Source organism: Sulfurospirillum oryzae, from assembly GCF_025770725.1.
GTDB lineage: Bacteria > Campylobacterota > Campylobacteria > Campylobacterales > Sulfurospirillaceae > Sulfurospirillum > Sulfurospirillum oryzae.
This window is the reverse complement of the sequence record NZ_JANZKZ010000003.1, coordinates 246,354-265,507: the sequence shown is the minus strand read 5'-3', so window position 1 is coordinate 265,507 and position 19,154 is coordinate 246,354. Positions and strand designations below refer to the sequence as shown.

At 40.8% G+C, this 19,154-nt stretch carries 20 protein-coding genes; 4 read left to right on the top strand and 16 right to left on the bottom strand.

Annotation, left to right across the window (positions count from 1 at the left end; genetic code table 11):
* The 13 genes from N0B29_RS10185 to N0B29_RS10125 form a co-directional block, all read right to left on the bottom strand.
* On the bottom strand, positions 1-841 hold an 841-nt coding region (locus N0B29_RS10185), incomplete at its 3' end, for a formate dehydrogenase subunit gamma (RefSeq protein WP_263833615.1).
* Positions 842-852: 11 nt separating this feature from the next.
* Entirely contained in the window at positions 853-1,455 is a 603-nt protein-coding gene (gene fdh3B / locus N0B29_RS10180; RefSeq protein WP_263833614.1) for a formate dehydrogenase FDH3 subunit beta, read from the bottom strand.
* Between the two features lie 10 nt (positions 1,456-1,465).
* Positions 1,466-4,324 carry a formate dehydrogenase subunit alpha gene (locus N0B29_RS10175; protein ID WP_263833613.1) on the bottom strand — a complete coding sequence of 953 codons (2,859 nt, stop codon included), beginning with the start codon at positions 4,322-4,324 and terminating at the stop codon, positions 1,466-1,468.
* Positions 4,325-4,342: 18 nt separating this feature from the next.
* Entirely contained in the window at positions 4,343-4,540 is a 198-nt protein-coding gene (locus N0B29_RS10170; RefSeq protein WP_263833612.1) for a twin-arginine translocation signal domain-containing protein, read from the bottom strand.
* A gap of 84 nt (positions 4,541-4,624) precedes the next feature.
* Positions 4,625-5,368, bottom strand: coding sequence for a TorD/DmsD family molecular chaperone (locus tag N0B29_RS10165; protein WP_263833611.1), 744 nt, complete (start codon positions 5,366-5,368; stop codon positions 4,625-4,627).
* Between the two features lie 346 nt (positions 5,369-5,714).
* Positions 5,715-7,835, bottom strand: coding sequence for a TonB-dependent receptor plug domain-containing protein (locus N0B29_RS10160; RefSeq protein ID WP_263833610.1), 2,121 nt, complete (start codon positions 7,833-7,835; stop codon positions 5,715-5,717).
* Positions 7,836-7,924: 89 nt separating this feature from the next.
* A complete protein-coding gene (locus N0B29_RS10155; protein ID WP_263833609.1) occupies positions 7,925-8,710 on the bottom strand; it encodes an ABC transporter ATP-binding protein in 786 nt (261 codons plus the stop codon).
* Positions 8,707-9,723, bottom strand: coding sequence for a FecCD family ABC transporter permease (locus tag N0B29_RS10150; protein WP_263833608.1), 1,017 nt, complete (start codon positions 9,721-9,723; stop codon positions 8,707-8,709). Before N0B29_RS10150 ends, N0B29_RS10155 begins: the two co-directional genes overlap by 4 nt.
* A complete protein-coding gene (locus N0B29_RS10145; protein WP_263833607.1) occupies positions 9,720-10,742 on the bottom strand; it encodes an ABC transporter substrate-binding protein in 1,023 nt (340 codons plus the stop codon). Before N0B29_RS10145 ends, N0B29_RS10150 begins: the two co-directional genes overlap by 4 nt.
* Positions 10,743-10,763: 21 nt before the next feature.
* Positions 10,764-11,309: a globin domain-containing protein gene (locus N0B29_RS10140; protein WP_263833606.1), complete on the bottom strand. Its 546-nt coding sequence runs from the start codon at positions 11,307-11,309 to the stop codon at positions 10,764-10,766.
* A 9-nt stretch (positions 11,310-11,318) separates the two neighbouring features.
* On the bottom strand, positions 11,319-11,996 hold the full coding sequence (locus N0B29_RS10135) for a TonB family protein (RefSeq protein ID WP_263833605.1): 678 nt from the start codon (positions 11,994-11,996) through the stop codon (positions 11,319-11,321).
* Positions 11,993-12,400 carry an ExbD/TolR family protein gene (locus tag N0B29_RS10130; RefSeq protein WP_263833604.1) on the bottom strand — a complete coding sequence of 136 codons (408 nt, stop codon included), beginning with the start codon at positions 12,398-12,400 and terminating at the stop codon, positions 11,993-11,995. The genes N0B29_RS10135 and N0B29_RS10130 overlap by 4 nt, the downstream gene beginning before the upstream one ends.
* Positions 12,390-12,836, bottom strand: coding sequence for a MotA/TolQ/ExbB proton channel family protein (locus tag N0B29_RS10125; protein WP_263833603.1), 447 nt, complete (start codon positions 12,834-12,836; stop codon positions 12,390-12,392). The genes N0B29_RS10130 and N0B29_RS10125 overlap by 11 nt, the downstream gene beginning before the upstream one ends.
* A gap of 280 nt (positions 12,837-13,116) precedes the next feature.
* Between N0B29_RS10125 and N0B29_RS10120 the strand changes: the two genes are divergently transcribed.
* Together N0B29_RS10120 and N0B29_RS10115 are read left to right on the top strand one after the other, a co-directional pair.
* Positions 13,117-13,890: a TOBE domain-containing protein gene (locus N0B29_RS10120; protein WP_263833602.1), complete on the top strand. Its 774-nt coding sequence runs from the start codon at positions 13,117-13,119 to the stop codon at positions 13,888-13,890.
* 94 nt (positions 13,891-13,984) lie between these two features.
* Positions 13,985-14,749, top strand: a complete 765-nt coding sequence (locus N0B29_RS10115; RefSeq protein WP_263833601.1) for a class I SAM-dependent methyltransferase — start codon at positions 13,985-13,987, stop codon at positions 14,747-14,749.
* A gap of 40 nt (positions 14,750-14,789) precedes the next feature.
* On the opposite strand, the gene N0B29_RS10110 is transcribed toward N0B29_RS10115, so the two are convergent.
* Positions 14,790-14,999, bottom strand: a complete 210-nt coding sequence (locus N0B29_RS10110) for a TOBE domain-containing protein (RefSeq protein ID WP_263833600.1) — start codon at positions 14,997-14,999, stop codon at positions 14,790-14,792.
* Positions 15,000-15,324: 325 nt separating this feature from the next.
* Between N0B29_RS10110 and N0B29_RS10105 the strand changes: the two genes are divergently transcribed.
* Together N0B29_RS10105 and N0B29_RS10100 are read left to right on the top strand one after the other, a co-directional pair.
* A complete protein-coding gene (locus N0B29_RS10105; protein ID WP_263833599.1) occupies positions 15,325-16,641 on the top strand; it encodes an Lcl C-terminal domain-containing protein in 1,317 nt (438 codons plus the stop codon).
* Positions 16,638-17,126, top strand: a complete 489-nt coding sequence (locus N0B29_RS10100; protein WP_263833598.1) for a hypothetical protein — start codon at positions 16,638-16,640, stop codon at positions 17,124-17,126. Before N0B29_RS10105 ends, N0B29_RS10100 begins: the two co-directional genes overlap by 4 nt.
* Positions 17,127-17,227: 101 nt before the next feature.
* Here the strand turns inward: N0B29_RS10100 and N0B29_RS10095 are convergent, their stop codons facing one another.
* Together N0B29_RS10095 and cysW are read right to left on the bottom strand one after the other, a co-directional pair.
* Positions 17,228-18,307 (bottom strand): sulfate/molybdate ABC transporter ATP-binding protein, encoded by a 1,080-nt coding sequence (locus N0B29_RS10095; protein WP_263833597.1) that lies wholly within the window; start codon positions 18,305-18,307, stop codon positions 17,228-17,230.
* Between the two features lie 9 nt (positions 18,308-18,316).
* Positions 18,317-19,153 carry a sulfate ABC transporter permease subunit CysW gene (cysW, locus tag N0B29_RS10090; protein ID WP_263833596.1) on the bottom strand — a complete coding sequence of 279 codons (837 nt, stop codon included), beginning with the start codon at positions 19,151-19,153 and terminating at the stop codon, positions 18,317-18,319.
* Position 19,154: the final 1 nt, after the last annotated feature.

Below are 19,154 nucleotides of genomic sequence, written 5' to 3'. Positions count from 1 at the left end.
CTTCTTCTTCAACATACCCTGTAATAATACTCTGCACTGCTCCTTTAATAGCGAACATAGACATATACACATGGGTAATAAAGAGTGCTACCACGGCAAATCCCATCACATTATGAATGATTGCTGCTGCTCTTAGCAGGTCTATTTGAGACAGACCGGTTAGATCATGCAACATTTGCATTTTAAAGTCTAGGAAGAACATTATGGCACCACTAAGTATCATGGTAATACCACCTAATATGGCTACCCAGTACCACATCTTTTGACCGGCATTAAACTTACCTGCCAAGATTGGTTTTTTCTCTTTAGAGAGGTAACCTCCTAGGATCATAAACCATTTAATATCATCGAGATTAAAGAGAGCTTCTTTAAGCCACATAAGTGCCATTGGGATGACCACGATGGTAAAAGGTATGGTAAAGATGCCATGAAGGTTCTTTGCCATTCTCACCAAGGTTCCACCTCCAAAGAAGTCACCAAAGACGATGATAAATCCTGTGGGTACGATCACCAAGAAGCTGACGGCTGCTACTTGGTGGATTATTCTATTATAGAGATTAAAGGCATAGTATTTCTTTGCACTGTGTGGAAAGACTTTAGGTCCTATAATCTTATAATGGATAAAGAAAGCTAAAGGAACTCCAATTAGAACTCCTAGGAATATCCATGCGAAGTATTGATGCTGTAACATGGTAAACAAAGGTCCTAAATGGGTACTTCCCTCTTTATCGTATCCTAAAATATTTTGTATGCGCATCTCACCCCAGATTTGGCTTTCAGTGGCAAATGCCACTGATGCCAAACTCAGAGCTGCAATGATCATAGTTACATACTTTCTCATTGCTGCTCCTTTCATTGGTTTTTATAAGCTTTATCCCATCCATAAGGAGAGTTTGCGCCTTTTCCACCACGAGTCATAACACGCGCTCTGTAAACATTCGATATTGATTCTGCATCGCCTACTAAAAGTGCTTTAGTTGAACACATTGCTGCACACACTGGCACTTTTCCCTCAGCGATTCTGTTTTGACCATAAAGGTGTCTCTCTTTTTCAGAGTTTGTCTCAAGTGGTCCACCAGCACACATGGTACATTTATCCATAGCACCCTTAGCGCCAAAAGCACCATCTCTTGGGAATTGTGGAGCACCAAATGGGCAAGCATACAAGCAGTAGCCACAACCGATACATTTGTTTTTATCATGAAGAACGATGCCGTCCTCTCTGATATAGAAACAATCGACGGGACAGACTTGTTGACATGGCGCATCGGTACAGTGCATACAGGCGATTGAAGTTGAAAACTCTTTGCCTGGAATACCTTCATTAATGGTAACGACTTTACGTCTGCTAATACCTGTTGGAAGCTCATGCGCTTCTGCACAGGCAATTGAACAGCCATCACACTCTATACATCTGCTCTCATCGCAGTAAAATTTCATTCTTGCGTAATCCATCTCTCACCCCCTACGCTTTTTCGATGCGGCATAGACCGCCCTTAGTTTCAGGAATCTGAGTAATGATGTCGTAACCATAGTTTGTGACGGTATTGACACTCTCGCCGCTTGCATACGGTTTCGTTCCTGCTGGGAAATTACCCGTTCTATCTGTTCCTTGGAAGTAGCCTGCAAAGTGGAATGGCATAAAGACCATATCAGGAAGTACGCTGTATGAATACTTCGCTTTCACTTTGATTTTAGTACCTTCAGGAGAATGTACCCACATCATTTCACCATTTCTGATACCATGCTTGAGTGCCAAGTCTGGATGTACGTTACAGAACATCTCAGGAGTCAAGGCAGCGATGTATTTAGAAGCACGGTTTTCAATACCCGCACCATTCATCGTTACCAAACGACCTGTAACCATGTTGATTGGGAAATCTTTAGCATAGTCTTGTGCGCTCTGAACAGAAGCATACTTCGTCATAACACGGAAGTGGTTTGCTTTATCTGCAAACGATGGATATTTTGCGACCAAATCTGTTCTTGGTGAATGGAGTGGCTCTCTGTGCATAGGGATTTTATCTGGGAAATTCCAAACAATCGCTCTCGCTTTGGCATTACCATAAGGACAAACACCCGCTTCCAAGCATTTTTGAACCAAAATACCGCTGTTATCGACTTTCCAGTTAGCACCACATGCCGCTTTTTCTTCTTCAGTAAGCGTAATGCCAAGTACTTTCTCGATGTTCTCTTTGGTAATTTCAGGGTAACCCGTTTCGATTTTAGAATCTTTAGGGAAAGAGCCTTTTTCTGCCAAGAGATTGACACCATCTTTTTCCAAACCAAAGTTATTTCTAAAGCCCATGCCGCCTTGGCTTACAGGGATACTTGTATCATAAAGGTTTGGACTACCACCGTGTGTTTTTGTCCAACAAGGCCATGGAAGTCCGTAGAATTCACCTTTCATTGGTCCCATACCTGCACCTGTTACTTCATCAAACATGTGCCAGTTGTCAGTATGTTTTTTGACACGCTCTGCTGTCCAGCCTGTTAGACCAATCGTTTTAATGATACGTGCAATTTCATTGGTCGCATCTTCTGGCCATGTAAATGCTTTCTTCTCAGGAATCATTTCAAGCTTGCCATCTTTGGTCTCTTGCATCAACATAGCTTTAGTATATTGCTCATAGAAACCTAAACGCTTCGCTAACTCAAACATAATCTCTTGATCAGGTTTGCTCTCGTAAAGTGGCTCAACAACTTTGTATCTCCATTGCGCACTTCTGTTGGTTGCAACAACAAGACCACTGGTCTCAAACTGCGTAGCCGCTGGAAGAATAAAGACATTGTCTTTTTTATCGGTTAAGATAGCCGCTTCGTTAACAAATGGATCTGCAAGAACAAGGAGATCAAGGTTATCAAGACCCTCTTTGATTTTTGCTTGTTGTGCAACGGAAGTAATACCATTACCCATAACAACCAATGCTTTTAGAGGCGTGCCTGCATTTTCAATTTTCTCGTCTGACTTCACATTTTGAACACCTGCCCACCAACGTGCAAGTGAGAAGCCATTTTTTTCCATCCATGAAGGGTCTTTGAACTGAGAAGCGATGTAGTCATACTCTACGCCCCACTGTTTTGCAAAGTATTTCCATGAACCCGCTGCTAAACCATAATACCCTGGAAGTGAGTCTGCCAAACAGCCCATATCCGTAGCACCTTGAACGTTGTCATGTCCACGAAGAATGTTCGTACCGCCACCCGCTTTTCCCATGTTACCAAGAGCAAGTTGGAGAATCGGAGCCATACGTGTATTAGATGTTCCAATACTGTGTTGTGTAAGACCCATAGCCCAAATCAATGTGCCAGGACGATTTTTCGCATACAGCGTTGTAATCTGAATGAGTTTTTCAGCACTCACACCTGTGACGTCGGCAACAACTTCAGGTGTCCATTTGGCAGCTTCAGCTCTGATGTCATCCATACCGTAAACACGGTCATGAATATACTCTTTATCTTCCCAACCATTTTTGAAGATGATATTGAGCATTCCATACATAAACGGAATATCTGTTCCTGGGCGAATTTGCGCAAAAATATCTGCTTTTGCCGCTGTTTTTGTAAAACGTGGATCAATAACGATCAATTGAGAGTTGTTTCTCTCTTTCGCTTTTAAGAAATGTTGGAAACCAACAGGGTGGTTAACCGCTGGGTTTGCTCCAAAAATAATGATAGACTTAGACTTTTGAATATCTCCAAGAGAGTTTGTCATAGCACCGTATCCAAATGTATTCGCCACACCGGCGACTGTGGAAGAGTGTCAGATTCTAGCTTGGTGATCTGTGTTATTTGTTCCAAAAAATGCAGCGAACTTTCTAAAGTAGTATGCTTGCTCATTACTCATTTTGGCTGATCCTAAGAACTGAACAGCATCAGGACCATCTTTTTTCTTAAGCTCTGCTAATTTATTGGCAATACGATTAAGCGCATCGTCCCAAGAAAGACGTTTCCACTGACCATTTTCTTTGACCATTGGGTATTTGAGGCGTACTTCAGATCTGACCATATCGATCATATCTGCACCTTTACAGCAATGTCCTCCAAGGCTAATTGGGTGGTCTTGAGCAACTTCTTGACGAACCCATACGCCATTTTGAACTTCTGCGATCACACCACATCCTACGGAACATGATGTACAGATGGTTTTAACTTTTTTACTTCCTGGGAATGGGTTTTTAACCTCTTCCTCTGTTGCGGCTCTTGTAACATTCTCACCAGCAAAACCCGAAGTTGCGCCAAATACGCTAGCAACGGCTGCCATTTTGAGGAATGAACGACGACCTACGGTCGTTGTTAGAGCACGAGCTGTAGCATTATTCATAACTCTATGCCTCCTATTTTATAGGGCAGATTTGTAATAATCTTCCCATGCTTGTGTTTTCTTATAAGTAATCTCTTTCTTTTTAGATTTACCTACAACAACGCCATTTGTACCTTTTGAACCAGAAGAACTTGCTTGTGCGCTCACAACACCAACGGCAGCGACAGCGCCGACAAGTGCAGCTTTTGCGACAAAGCCACGTCTGCTCTCATTCATACAATGCTCCTTGTATAAATTAATCTCTTTTGCAAGAGATTGCTCAAAAAAATCATCATTTTCTTGAGCAACCTCTTTAGGTTACTAGCGTACTGCACGCTCCACTTTTGCTTCAAGTCCCGCCATTTTTTTGGCTTTGTTTTCCGCTCTTCGTCTTGCTTCTGCGCCAGAGATGACTTCAACGGGTTTTTGAACTCTGACCTTTTCTTTAAGGGGTGGTTTTGCCACTTCAAAATACATACGTTCAAACGTCATAAAAGCGTTAAGAACAATGGCAATGGATTGGTAAGTTTTGGACATTGGGTGTTCATAAACATTGATGATAAATTCATCCACAAAAGGATTAATCACTTCAGTGAAAAGACAATGTTGAATATTTTCATACTCTTTTTGATTTAGCATGATCAGTTCAATGAGTTCGTGCATAAACGTAAAGATAAAACCAACGCTGTCTTCATTCTCTTTAAAATAGTTTTCATTACGTCTGATTTTGGTTTTGGCTAAGAAGTTTTTAACGGCGAGTCGTTGGTGTCCGCTTTCAACGCCTTCATCATAATACGAAGCGGTATTGCGAACAACTTTATAGGCAGGGTTATGGAAGATATCATCGTACTCTTGAATAAGCGCATTTTGACCTTGTTCAACTAAAAATGCTTTAATCTCTTTGAGTGCTTCAGCAGAATTTTCATCAATTGGGTTTTCAATCATCACATCGAGTGCTTCTAAAACACCTTTGTAACGATCCTCGCTTGTAGTGAAAACAAATATTTTGCTCAAAAATCCATAGTAGAGTGAGCGGGCTTTATTAACCGATTCTTTATTTATCATCTCTTTGTTCCTCTTTTCCTAAAGTCAACAAAAACAGACCGATAGAGTCTAACGATGTTGAAACATTTTAAAAAGCTCGAAAACAAGGGATAAACACGGAATCTTTGTAGAAACAAGACCCTTTTTTTACGATGCATTATGTCGTATCAGTAAACAACTGTTTACCAATTTTTAGAAAATGTACCACAGATTTGCTTAGGTGAAAATGGTGAAAAAAAAGTAGTGAAAAAACTTAAAAATAACTTAAATGTGCAAATTAAGCATATTACTTAGAGGAGCAAAGCAGATGTGTGAAGTATAGTTCAGAGAACATTAAAGCTCTCTGAACTGCTTTTACATGTAAAGGCTAAAATTTATATTTTACATTGCCATAAAAGACACGTCCCGCTTCGGGATAGCCATAATTAACGTAATAATTTTCATCAAAAAGATTTTTAACGCCTGCTTCAAATGCCAACTCTTTTGTTGGATTATAAACCAATTTTGTTCCCCAAATAGAAGCATCCCCAGAGGAGTAGTAGATATTAGAGCCTGAAAGCACATAGCTTGTAAAACGCTCAGAATCATACTCATAAGAGAGTATCCAAGCGAGTGATTTCGTAAACTCATATTTGGTTGAAGCAAAAAACTTGTGTTTCGGAACATCGGTGATTTTGACATTACTGTCGGTCTCATTTTTCATATCAAGGTAGGTATAGCTTCCATCAAATGAAAAATGATCTGCGAGCAGAAAAGAAGCCTCAAGCTCAATGCCTTTTTCACTCACTTCGCCGATATTTTTAAGTTGTTGTTGCTGCACTGCTGCACCTGTAGGCTTATACCAAATGGGTACATAGGCACTTTGGATATAATCTCTAATGTCTGCGTAAAAGAGTGCTGCTTTAAAGGTGACAAGATCAAACGATTTTGTGCCACCAATTTCATAATTGACAATACTCTCTTCTTGCAAGTCAGGATTTGGAACGTAATTGCCCATTTTAAAAGAGTAGCGATCTTTAATCGAAGGAATACGGCTTTTCTTCGAAATACCCCCGTAAATTGAGGTAGTTTCATCAATTTTTGTCTCTAATTTTGCCATTGGATTTAAGGAAGAAGCTTCTCCCAAGTCAAAATTTTTCAATGTCGCATAACTGGTTATAGGTGTTGTTAAAGCCGCATCAGAAAAATAATTTCCTGTTGCTCCATAGTTAGTATTGGGTGCTTTTTGTGCCTTTTCCCAATCATAACTTGTTCCAACAATCAATGCAGTACTGTTAGTCAGTGCTCTTTTGTACTCTACGCCAAAGGATGAAATATCATCTTGCATGGTGTATTCAGGGTTAGCCGCTTTTGTCCATCCATTGGTTGAACCCTCTTTATGGGTATCTTCTTTGTAATGCAACGCAAATTTTAAGGTATCTGCTTCAAAAAGTTTTACGCCTGTTTCAACAGAGACACCTTTTGTATTGTCATCATAAAAACTTGGATTTGAGGAGGCTTTTGCAAGACTTCCCCCATTTGAGAGTGTTGAATAAGTAGGGTCTGTGTACATGAGCAATGAATTTTGGAAAATGTCATAATAGGCTCTTGTTTTAACATACCAGTTGTCAAAATCGGTTTTGGAGAGGAAATAATAACTCTCTTTATCCCAATAGTCCCATTTCCAGAAGTGTACCGTTCCACCACCGCTTGTGTTTGGATTTGAATCTTTGATGATTGTACCATCAATCACACCCGCAAAAGGTGGAACATCTTTGGTCGCATGTTGCTTAATGTAGTTAAATGAGTACTCGTCACTATTATTGGGAGTGTATCCAACTTTAAGATTCACCTTACCATCTTTGGAAGCTGAGTTATTGCGACTGCCACCATCTTCGTATTTTATACCACTTGGAAAATCTCCCGAGAGAGGATAGCTGTCTTTTTGTGAACCTGAAAGCGAAACGATCCCATAGAAACTGCCTTGATTCGTTCCAGCGGTAATGTAGCCATCTTTGCCATTACCACTAAATACGCCCACACCCACTTCACCTTCAAACGCTTTGGTTGGTTTTTTGGTGACCATGTTGATAGCACCAGCAAACGTGTTTGGTCCAAGAAGTACGGAAGTCAAGCCTTTGCTCACCTCGATTTGAGAAAGATCATAGGTCGTAAAACGACTAAAATCAACATAACCATCGTAAGGTACAGCGATAGGAATACCATCGATGAAAAGAGGGGCATGCTTCACATCAAAACCTCTGACCATCACCATCTGCTCGTTTCTGCCGCCACCGTTTTGAATGCTAATGCCTGAGAGCGTATTGAGGGCATCAACCACCGTTGTGCGCTCATTGTCTTGCATGGTTTGCGAATCAAGAACCGTTGTCGTTGAAGAGTACCCGATCTCCTTAGCATCACTTACCTCGATTTTTCCAAGCTCAAATGTCTCGCCCATCAACACAGATGCCATGACCAACGAAAGCGCCAAGCCAACTTTATACTTCATTTCTTCTCCTTTTAAATGTTTACCAAAACATAGTATTTTATTTTATATAACGACCCGCATATCTAATCAAAAAAAACAAACAAACCCTCCTAATGCTTAGTGTGAACAAATGCTGGAACGCATACAGGGTAGCCGCACATCGTTTGTTTGAGCCGAATATTGGTATGGTAAAGCTCGTTAATAAGCTCTTCTGTAATAGTCTTACATGTAAAACCATGTGCCAAAATAAGTCCGTCTTTGAGCGCATACGTATAGCCACCTAACATCAGGGCATGTTCAGGGAAATGGGTTGATTTTAAAAAGGTATACCCTTCTTTGGCAAGCGTGGTAATCGTCTCCAAAAGACGCAGTTGATTGCCATAGTCTAACCCAGAAACAGGCTCATCCATGACCAAAATCTTTGCTCCTTGCGCCAAAGAGCGCGCGATTAAAACCAGCTGTTTTTCCCCACCACTGAGTGTTTGAAAGGTGCGTTTTTCCAGATGCAAAATGCCCAGTCGCTCCATCGCATCACGCGCGATCTTTATGTCTGTTTGACTTGGCTTTTTAAACCACGACTCAAAAGCGATGCGTCCCATCAGGACAATATCGAGTGCAAAAAAGGCAAAAGCGACTTGGGTGCTTTGCGGAACATAACTTACATGTAAAGCACGCTCTTTAATAGAATAGCTCTGCAAAGCCCTGTTTTTTAAGATCAAATTTCCTTTCGTAGGATTTAGAAGTCCCAAAAAAAGCTTCATAAGCGTACTCTTTCCCGCACCGTTCGCTCCCAAAAGCGAAACGATAGACCCCTCTTCAATGCGTAAATCCACCCCTTGCAAAATCGGTTTTTCATTGTACGAAAAGAAGAGATTTTGTGCCTCATAAAAACTCATACAAATCCTTTTTTAGCATTGCGAAGTGCCAACACAAAGATGGGAATACCAATAAGCGATGTGGCAATCCCTATGGGAATTTCGACACTCATGGAAGTGCGGCACAAGGTATCGACGATGATGAGAAACGTTGAACCTAAAAGTGCGCACATGGGAAGTAAAACGCGGTTATCCGCCCCCACTAAAAAACGTGCAATGTGCGGAATGATAAGCCCAACCCAACCGATCATTCCTGCAACCACAACGGTAAGGGTACTCAGCAAAGTTGCGAGTAAAATGGCACTGTTGCGTACCCAGCTCACCCGCACGCCCAAAGCCTTAGCATCATCATCCCCAAGGCTTAAGACATTGAGGTATTTTCCCATTAAGGACAACACAATGGTGCTAAAAATCAGAGGCAAAGCAACACTTGAGAGTGTTTTCATATCGACCGCACTAAAAGAGCCCATCAACCAGTAAACAATGGCGGGGAGTTTATTGTAAGGATCTGCCGCATACTTTACAACCGAGAGCAATGCCGAAAAAAGCGAGCTTGAGATAACCCCACCTAACACTAAAAGAATGGTTTGTGACCCGCTTCTACCGTAAATCTTTGCAACGCCAAGGGCAACCAAAACCGCCACAAAACCAAAGAAAAAAGAGAAGAGTTGCACCCCAAACCAGCTATCGGAGATCATAATGCCAAGGGCTGCTCCAAAAGAGGCCCCCGCAAGGACTCCCAAGATACCCGGAGAAACTAAGGGGTTAACAAACATCGCTTGAAACGCTCCACCTGAAACCGAAAGTGCCGCTCCCACAAGCACCACTGCCAAAATGCGTGGCATGCGTATATCAAACACGATATTTGAAAGAAGCATGACCTCTTTGGGCGCAGTGCCTATGTTAAAAAGTTTCCAGAGTAGAAACTGTAAAAGGGTACTAAGATCGATCTCATAGCGACCAAGAGCGAGCGAGGTTAGCAAACTTGCGCCAAGAATTACAATCATCACGCCAAAGAGAAACGAGTTTTTCATACAATACTCAAAATCTGATGTATCTGTTTCTCTGTGAGATCAATGTTTAAAAAAAGTTTGTAAAATTCTTTCATCTCTTGTTTAAATTGCTCAGTGTTTGGCGTATTGTAAAGGATGTGTGTGAGCCATCTTACACCCAAAAGACGCATAAAGGAAGGCGGTCGGTCGATCCAATTAAACGGCACTTTGGGGACTAAAAATACCTTGCCCTCGCGTACTGCTTTGATGGAATGCCATCTGGTATCGCTTTTGACTTTGTCAAAAAATTCTCTCTCTTGGGCAACGATAATGTCAGGATTGTAAAGGATGACTTGCTCCATTGAGACCTTCTCAAGCCCCATACCGCTTTTAGTCGAACATAAATGAGGGCTGATTCCACCTGAAAACTTGATCGCTTCGTAGTGAAATGATTGGTCACACTCAGTTGCAAGTCCATCAACACCCTCTGCATAGTAGACAACAGGACGTTTAGCGGCATTATTTTTTACGATCTCTTTGGTTTTTTCAAGTGCATTACTGGCATAGTTTGAGAGTATTTTTGCGCGCGGTTCTCTGCTGAGGACTTCTCCAAAGAAAAGATACGCCTTAGGCAGACTCTCAACACTCTCCACATCCACATTGATGCTAGGGATCTTACTGCTCTCAAAAAGATACTGCGCAAGCTGACTGGAAGCATCGTTGTTCCACAAAAAAACCACATCAGGATGCAAGGAGAGCAAGGTTTCACGGTTCATATTATTGCCACCTCCTTGAAGTCCTCCTACGATGGGAAGTGCCATAAAACGAGGATCTAGCATGTTGGATGATTCATTATTGCCACGCGCATGGTTAAAATTAAGCCCCACGATCAGAGAGGAATCAATCGTATAAACCATATACGTCGATGGTGGCGATGTGCCAAAAACTTTAGTAATCACATCGGGGATGGTAACGGTTTTACCTCCCATATCAACAATTTCTCTACCATACACACTGTTTAAAAGAAGCAATACGCTTCCAATAATGCCAAAAATTCGCATCTTTATCCTTACATGTAAATGTTAAATTAGTCCAAACTCCGCTTTCATATCTTCATACAAAAAACGTTTCAGATGCGTTTCATGGCTTCGACGATTGACCATGCGCAGTGAAAATGGCTCGATCCAGTTCCAAAACTCTTCGATCAACTCTTTGGGGAAATGAAGGTCGTGCAAGATTTGTTTGTATGCCATAAGCCACACCGCCCTGCTCTCGTCGTCAATCACAAAAGGTGCGTGTGTGCGGCACATCGCGGGAGGTCCATAATTTGGGGTGTAAACCTTCTCGCCACCGAGTGCCTCAATGATAAAATGGCTCGCTTTTGTCACGCCTTCTAAAAAGTGAGCATCATCGGTGGGGTACAGATGTGCGATACTGCTTTTTTGCAACAGACGATGATGATGCAAAACAATGTTGAAAATATTTTCAGCACCCACTTTTTCTAAAAGTTGATAGCTTGGAAATAAAATCGGAGGCAGAGAGACTTTGACATTGGAGCTGCTCCATTTAAGCGTTGCACTCTTTTTAGGAGTTGCAGGTTTTTGCATAAAATGATGACCGTGGCACATAATTTTTCCTTACGATTTAATCTTAAAAACAACGGGTATAACGATCTCTAAGTCCTCTTTGGGAGGCAACTCAAAAGGAAGCGACTCCAAGACTGCATCAATGGCATTACGGTCAAGCACCGTTTTTCCACTTGACTTTGAGATCTTAATAGACGATGCATCAACCATACCATTTGCATGAATTAAAAACTGCACAACTGCCTCACCCTCTAGTCCCATTTTTTTAGCCGCGGAGGGGTAGCGAAGGCTCTCTTGGATTTTATGCCTTACTTTAGCAAGATAGAGCACGAGCAGATCATCGCTTTGACGTGAAGATGACACAGAAGCTTTTTCATGCGTTTCAGAAGATGAAGACTTTTCTATGGTTTGTTCAGCAACAGGCTCTTTGATGCTAGAGGGCGTACGCACGGGCTCTTTTATAGGAGTCACCGCCTTAACGACCTCTTTTTGCACCTTTTTTTCAGGTTTTTTCTCTACGATGGGCTCAGGCTTAGACACAACCTCCTGCTTCACTACCTCAACAGCTTTACTGGGTACGGGTTCATCTAAAAAACTTATCTGCGTGACCACAAACTCTCCCAACGCAGGTTTTGGAATTGCCATACTTCCCATAAAAAGAGCATAAGCAATCATTACATGTAAAGAGATGCTCCCGAGTGTTGCAAATGTAAAATGAGTCGTTTTCATGGGGTTGCCCTTGCTGTTTGAATGGCAAAAGTACTGATGTGATGCTTTTTACACGTATCGATGACTTTAACAACGTACTCAAAGGGTGTTTTAGCATCACTGCGAATAATGATATGCGGATCATTCTGATTGATTTGCGCGATCTTCTCATCCAGCGTTTCCATTGAAATGACGGCATCGTCGTAATAGAGTTCGCCCGATTCGCTCAAAGAAAGGGTTATGGGCTTTGTATCATCTTTGTGATTTTCTGACGAGGAGGCTTGCGGAAGATTGAGGGGAATTTTACCTTGCGTTACAAACGTAGCTGTCACCATAAAAATGACCAAAATAACCAGCACAATGTCCACAAAAGGTGTCATATTAATTTCAGCAATTTCACCCTCATACACAGGTTCATGCTTCATTGAGCTGCGCCTCTTTCTGAGTTAAAATCATTTTAACCCCTCTGGTAAAATAGTTATACGCCATCACACAAGGAATAGCAACAAACAGTCCCGTTGCCGTAGCGATCAATGCTTCAGAGATACCTTGCATAATGGGCTGAACATCAAAAGCATTGTTTGAGCCGATGGTATGAAATGCTTGAATAATGCCTAAAACGGTTCCAAACAGCCCTATAAAAGGGGCATTGTTACCAAATGTCGCCAAGATGCCAAGTCGCGCCTCAAGCGTTAAACGTAAAGCATAATAATCTACATTTTTATAGTTCTTTTTGATTTGTCCAAAAACCAATGCTCGCTCGATCATCACCCCAACAGCAATCACACTCATAGAAACCAACACCCATAACACTGGGTCGATCCCCAAAAGGGCAAACGATAAAAGTTTTTCACTGAGCATCTTTTTCTCCTTTAATACCGCAAAACCTCTTTTTGCTCAATCGCTATATACTGCACATAAATAACGACTGAGCGAAAAAGAGCTGACAACAAGAAACAACGAAACCATTATATCGTAATATATTTACGAATACAACGATAAATTACACACCTTCATCATACATTTATGTATAAAAAATAGGCATATAGCTTTTTTGCGCTTATTTCAAAACATGCTTCCTGAGACTTTTGTGCTATACTTTAGCTCTTAGATTACTCCTGTTAGGATTTATAGGAAAAGCATGTTAGAAGCACGACTTTGGATGAAAAAAAGTGATAAAAACTATTTGGGTAAAGGGCGTATAGAGCTTTTAGAACATATTCGCGAATACGGCTCTATTCACGCCGCCGCAAAAGCCATGAAGATGAGTTACAAAGCCGCATGGGACTCTGTCGATGCTATGAACAATCTCTCCGAAACGCCTCTTGTTGAAAAAGTAAGTGGTGGCAAGGGTGGAGGCGGTACATTTCTGACACCCAAAGGCGAAGAGGTCATTGCCGCATTTCATAGCTTACAAATCAAACATCAACAATTTTTAGATCTTTTTGCTAGCAGTGACGATCTGCTCACCATCGTTCAAACACTCAGTCGCCTCTCTTTAAAACTTAGTGCGCGTAACCAACTCATAGGAACGATCAGCTCTATTAGCGAAGATGCTGTTAACGTTGCGATTGAGCTCACCATCAAAGCCGCCGATAAAATTTACTCAAGCATCACAAAAAACAGTTTCCAAGAGCTGGGGCTTCATGTGGGTGAAAATGCCATTGCGATTATTAAAGCTAGCTCGGTTTTACTCTCAAAAACAAAACCTTCCGTTGCCTGTGAAAACCTCCTAAAAGGTAAAATCATCCAAATTCTAAGCGACACCTCCAACACAGAAATCACCTTGGAACTTGCAAGTAAAAGTACCATCACAGCGACTATCGCCAATGATACGTTTGAGCCTTTGGGATTAAAAATTAACGAAGAAGCCTATGCTTTCTTCAAAGCATCCAACGTTATTTTAGGCGTTTAGCTTTTTGCGTATGATTCAAATTTAACCAACTTCTACTTGTATATAGGATCAAATTTCGTTATAGTTTCAAGTATATAACGAATAAAGGATATTCATGGAACCAACCTTTAACTTTTGGGACAATATGGCAAAGCGTTATCCACGCTTCAATGACGCTTCAATGAGCAAAGATGTCAATTACATCATCAACTGGTGTCAAAAGAAAAATGTCTCCTTTGATAAAATGTCTGTTTTGGATATTGGTGCAGGAACGGGTGCTATGGCGATTCCCCTAGCACTTAAAGGTGCAAATGTCACGGCGATGGATATATCAGAGGGCATGTTAGCGGCACTTAATGAAGATGCCAACGAAACAGGCGTTAAACAACATATCCATACCCATCAAAGCGACTGGGACTCTTTTCCGTTGGAAGGAAAGTATGACATCGTCATCGCATCCATGACTCCAGCTATTAGCGATCTTCAAAAAGTTGAGAAGATGCTCGGTGCTTCAAAAAACATTGGTATTTACGTGGGCTGGGGAAAATACCGCATCAATAAACTCGTAGAAGCCTTAGTCAAAGCGCATACTACCGCAGAAGAAGATTGTGCATCGGCGGGTTGTATTAAAGCTGAAAAATTTATTGAGATTTTAAAAGAGAAACATATTCCTTTTGAAACTGAATTTTTTCCAACTTCATGGAAAGAAGAGTACACGTTTGAAGAGGCAAAAGAGTATGCCTACGATCAACTAAAACGTAAAGAGATTACCCCTAATGAAGAGATTGTCGAATCCATTTTAGTCGCCAATACATTCAATGACAAAGTCATTGTGCAAACGGAAGCCGAAAAAGGGATTATTTTATGGAGAGTCGCGTAAGAAGATAAAGATGCCCATTTTTGGGCATCTTCAATAACTTTTATTCTTTGATGAGTAGCACACTCACCGCTTTGACAACCACTTTCACTTTATCGCCCTCTTTAAGTCCCATCTCCTCAATCGAGTCCATGGTCATAACAGAGCTCATTTTATTGGCAATGATGTCGCCCACATCCACTTGGCACATCACTTCACCTTTTTTGATCCTTTTAACCGTTGCTGTGATCTCATTTCTAGCGCCGTATTTCATCGTAGCTCCTTGTGGTAGATTGATAACAAAATGCTACTCCAAAGCCTTATAACCTGTCAATTCCAAACGCTTTACATGTAAAGATGAAAATGAACCTAAAAAGGCAAAGGAGATGGGCTAATTTTTTACATTTATTGATTGAAGTAGCAACTAAAAAGTTAAAATTTAGCCCAGCATTATGCTTCGTTAATCAATATTATTATTTTGTGATGCAAACTGTGACGTGTTTTTGTTAGAATGATTATTGTCGTTTTAAATTCTTTACATGTAAGACTTTTACAACAAACAAAGTTTTACATGTAAAGCTAAATAAAAGAGGGAAAAGATGAAAAAATTAATCTTTATATTTACAACACTTTTGATAACTACCGAAATGTTTGCTGAATTTAGTAGAGACAACGAAAAACAGATAGTGACCGATAGCACTTCTGGGCTTATTTGGCAAGATGATAATGTCACGAAAATAGCAAAAATGAATTTGTCTGATGCAAAGAACTCTTGTGAAGCTTTGAAACTTGGTGGGTATAATGATTGGCGAGTGCCGAGTATTGAGGAGTTGCAAACCATTACGGATTATAGTCGTTTCAATCCTGCTATACAGAAAGAGTTTGTCAATTTTTCGTTCGATGACTACTGGAGTTCTACGATTTATGCTAATTCAATGGAATCTGCTCATATTGTTAGAACACAGAATGGTTCTCTATGGGGTAGCGCTATAGTTTCTAAAAGACATTTTCGCTGTGTCAGAGGGGGAACTTTTGGTACATTTAACTCTTTTGCTGAGTATAAACGTTCTGGTTTTACGAGAGATGATAACCAAAAGATCGTCACCGATACAAAAACAAATCTTCAATGGCAAGATGACGAGGCTGTGAAATTTACGAAAAATAAATGGTTAGATGCCAATCGTTACTGTAGAGCATTAAGACTTGGTGGATATGATAATTGGAGATTGCCACGTATTGAAGAGTTATATAGCATAAAAGATTATAACAAAGTTATCCCCGCTATTAATGATGCTTTTGTAAATTTAACTTCTGATCGATATTGGAGTTCGACGATTTCTGCTAACAATAATGACAAATTTTGGTTTATTGAAAATTATTCTACTAATAATAGTACTCAATCTCGAACCAATTTTGTTCATTGTGTTCGAGATAACACTATGAATTCTTCTTCTCTTGAAATAGATTCAATTCTAACTATTGAAAATAAGGAAGATAATTACAATAGAATAAAAGAAAAAGAGATTAAACACTTTAATCATCCTGCAGTATGTGACTTCATCATGGCACGAGAAATTGAACCTACAAGCGTCACAGAGACGGATCCTAATTATAAATGGCGGTATGTTAAAGAGATTGCTAAAAACAAAAGTTTATACATAAGTGGTCAACAAAATACAGAAGTTGATTTTTCAGTAGTTTTAGTTAAAAATGGAAATGCGTTAGATTGGGAATCTATCAAGATAGAAAACAATGACAATGCGGGGGCTGATAAAAAAAATCTCTTAACTAGACTGGGCATTAAGCCTGATGAAACAGCTTCTAAAATTTCTTTGCAATGTAACAATAAACATTTAAAACTCTTTTTTCAAGCAGATACCTTAAAACTTATCGAAATAACAAAGGAACAAAAATGAAGCTAATGATACTGTTGATGCTTTTTGCTCATTTCTTATTTGCTCAGAGCGAAGTTAAAGAGATTAAAGTATTTAACATTGATGCTATAGGTGATTTTTGTGGTGCTCGTGAATATGAAGTTTATAAAGTTTTGAGAACTCTCAAATACCCTCCAAAAAAAGATGATGATAATACAAGTGAACTCATTTATTTAGCTGGAGCAATGCTACATAAAGAGGATTTTAGAACCTATAAAGGCAAGGGATTTTCAACTGAGTATATATCTAGAGGAGAGAATGAAAAAATTCTTATTACTTCAATACATTTTGATGCCAGTGCAATACATCCTGAAGATAGAGACAAAAAAAAGCTGTTAAAAAGATTTGGCATAGACTCAAATGAGAAAGCAGATGCATTAAAAATGCAATTAGATGAAACCACATTACAATTAAATTTTGATGGTAATAGATTAAAAAGCGTAGATATAGAAATATACATTAATTAAAAGAATAAAGGGGTCAGCTAAATTTTTAACTTTTGAAAGCTAAAATGGTAACCGACCCCTTTTTACTTTTTTATTCTTGTTGCTTTTTACATGTAAAGATTTTAGATAACATAATCATTCCACGAAGCTTCACCTGTGTAGATGCGGGCACTTTCAAAATGAACAAATAAAGAGTCATTTTCATGCGTTTTAATCGTCTGCCACTGTGCTTTTGAAATCTCCGCTTCCACCCTTTGGTGGGCATGCACGGTTTCAAGTTCCACACGAACCCTAGGGCCTACGAGCCTCCAACCAGTGAGTTTGGCTTCAATGCCACTTCCCTCTGCATTGTCGATGCTAATGTTGATCTCGTGCGGACGAACAAAAAGCGATGCTTCTTTAGAACTTCCCAGATCGGGCGTGTTGAGTTCTGTGTTTTCAAGATGCAGTGAGCCTTGCTCCACACGGGCATGAAAGAGATTGACATTGCCCAAAAAGCTATAGACAAACGGATTCGCAGGTCTGTCGTACACCTCTTCGGGAGTGCCGATTTGCTCGATTTTGCCTTGATTCATCACGACAATTTTGTCAGAAACCTCAAGGGCTTCTTCTTGATCGTGGGTCACAAACACACTGGTAATGTGAATCTCATCGTGCAAAGCTCTTAGCCATTGGCGAAGTTCTTGGCGTACTTTGGCATCCAATGCGCCAAAAGGCTCATCGAGTAACAACACTTTTGGCTCGACAGCAAGGGCACGCGCAAGTGCTACACGTTGGCGTTGTCCGCCAGAGAGTTGTGATGGGTAACGATTGGCAATCCAGTCGAGTTGAATAAGTTTAAGAAGCTTATGTACGCGCTCTTTGATCTCGTCTTCGCTCGGGCGTGTCTCTTTAGGTCTGACACGAAGTCCAAAGGCGACGTTTTCAAACACACTCATGTGCCGAAAAAGCGCGTAGTGCTGAAACACAAACCCCACACCTCGGTCACGCACGTGCGTTGCGGTGGTATCTTCTCCGTTAAAATAGATCGTTCCGCTATCGGCCTCTTCCAGCCCTGCGATAATGCGAAGCAAGGTCGTTTTACCTGAACCAGAAGGGCCAAGAAGTGCTACGAGCTCGCCATCGGGAATGGTTAAGTTAATGTTATCTAATGCTACAAAATTATCAAAACGCTTGTTAATATTTGAAATCTGAATACTCATGGTTTATCCTTAGTGCGCGAGTGAGCGTTTTTTACCGATGCGCCACTCAATGAAACTTTTAAGCACCAATGTCACCAGTGCTAAAAGGGTCAAAAGTGAAGCAACCGCAAAGGCAGCTGTGAACAGGTACTCGCCGTATAAAATCTCTACATGTAAAGGCATTGTTGTCGTCAAGCCTCTGATGTGACCTGAAACAACCGCAACCGCTCCAAACTCACCCATTGCTCTAGCATTACTGAGAATGACACCATACAAAAGCCCCCATTTGATGTTGGGAAGCGTCACTTTCCAAAACGTTTGCCACCCTGAGGCGCCGAGTGTTAAGGCAGACTCTTCTTCATCTTTGCCTTGCTCTTGCATGAGAGGAATGATCTCACGTGCTACAAAGGGCGAGGTGATAAACAACGTCGCAACTATAATGCCCGGAGTCGCAAAGACAATGCGTATATCATGCGCACTCAGCCACGCTCCAAACCAACCTTGACTTCCAAATAAAAGCACGAAAATCAGACCTGCAATAACAGGAGAAACAGCAAAAGGCAGGTCAATCAACGTGATAAGAAGCCCTTTGCCTCGAAATTCAAACTTAGCGATCAGCCACGCCGTGGCTACACCAAAAACCGTATTGAGCGGAACGGTAATTAAGACCACTAAAAGGGTTAGCTTAATCGCAGCGATGGCGTCTGGTTCAGTGATAGATTCCCAATATACCTTCCACCCTTTTGCCAAGGCTTCACTAAATACGATTCCCAAAGGAAGCACTAAAAAAATTCCTAAGAAAAGAAGCGTAATACCCAATAAAAGTGGTTTAAGCCACCTAGGCTCTAAACGATGTTCTGTTTGCATT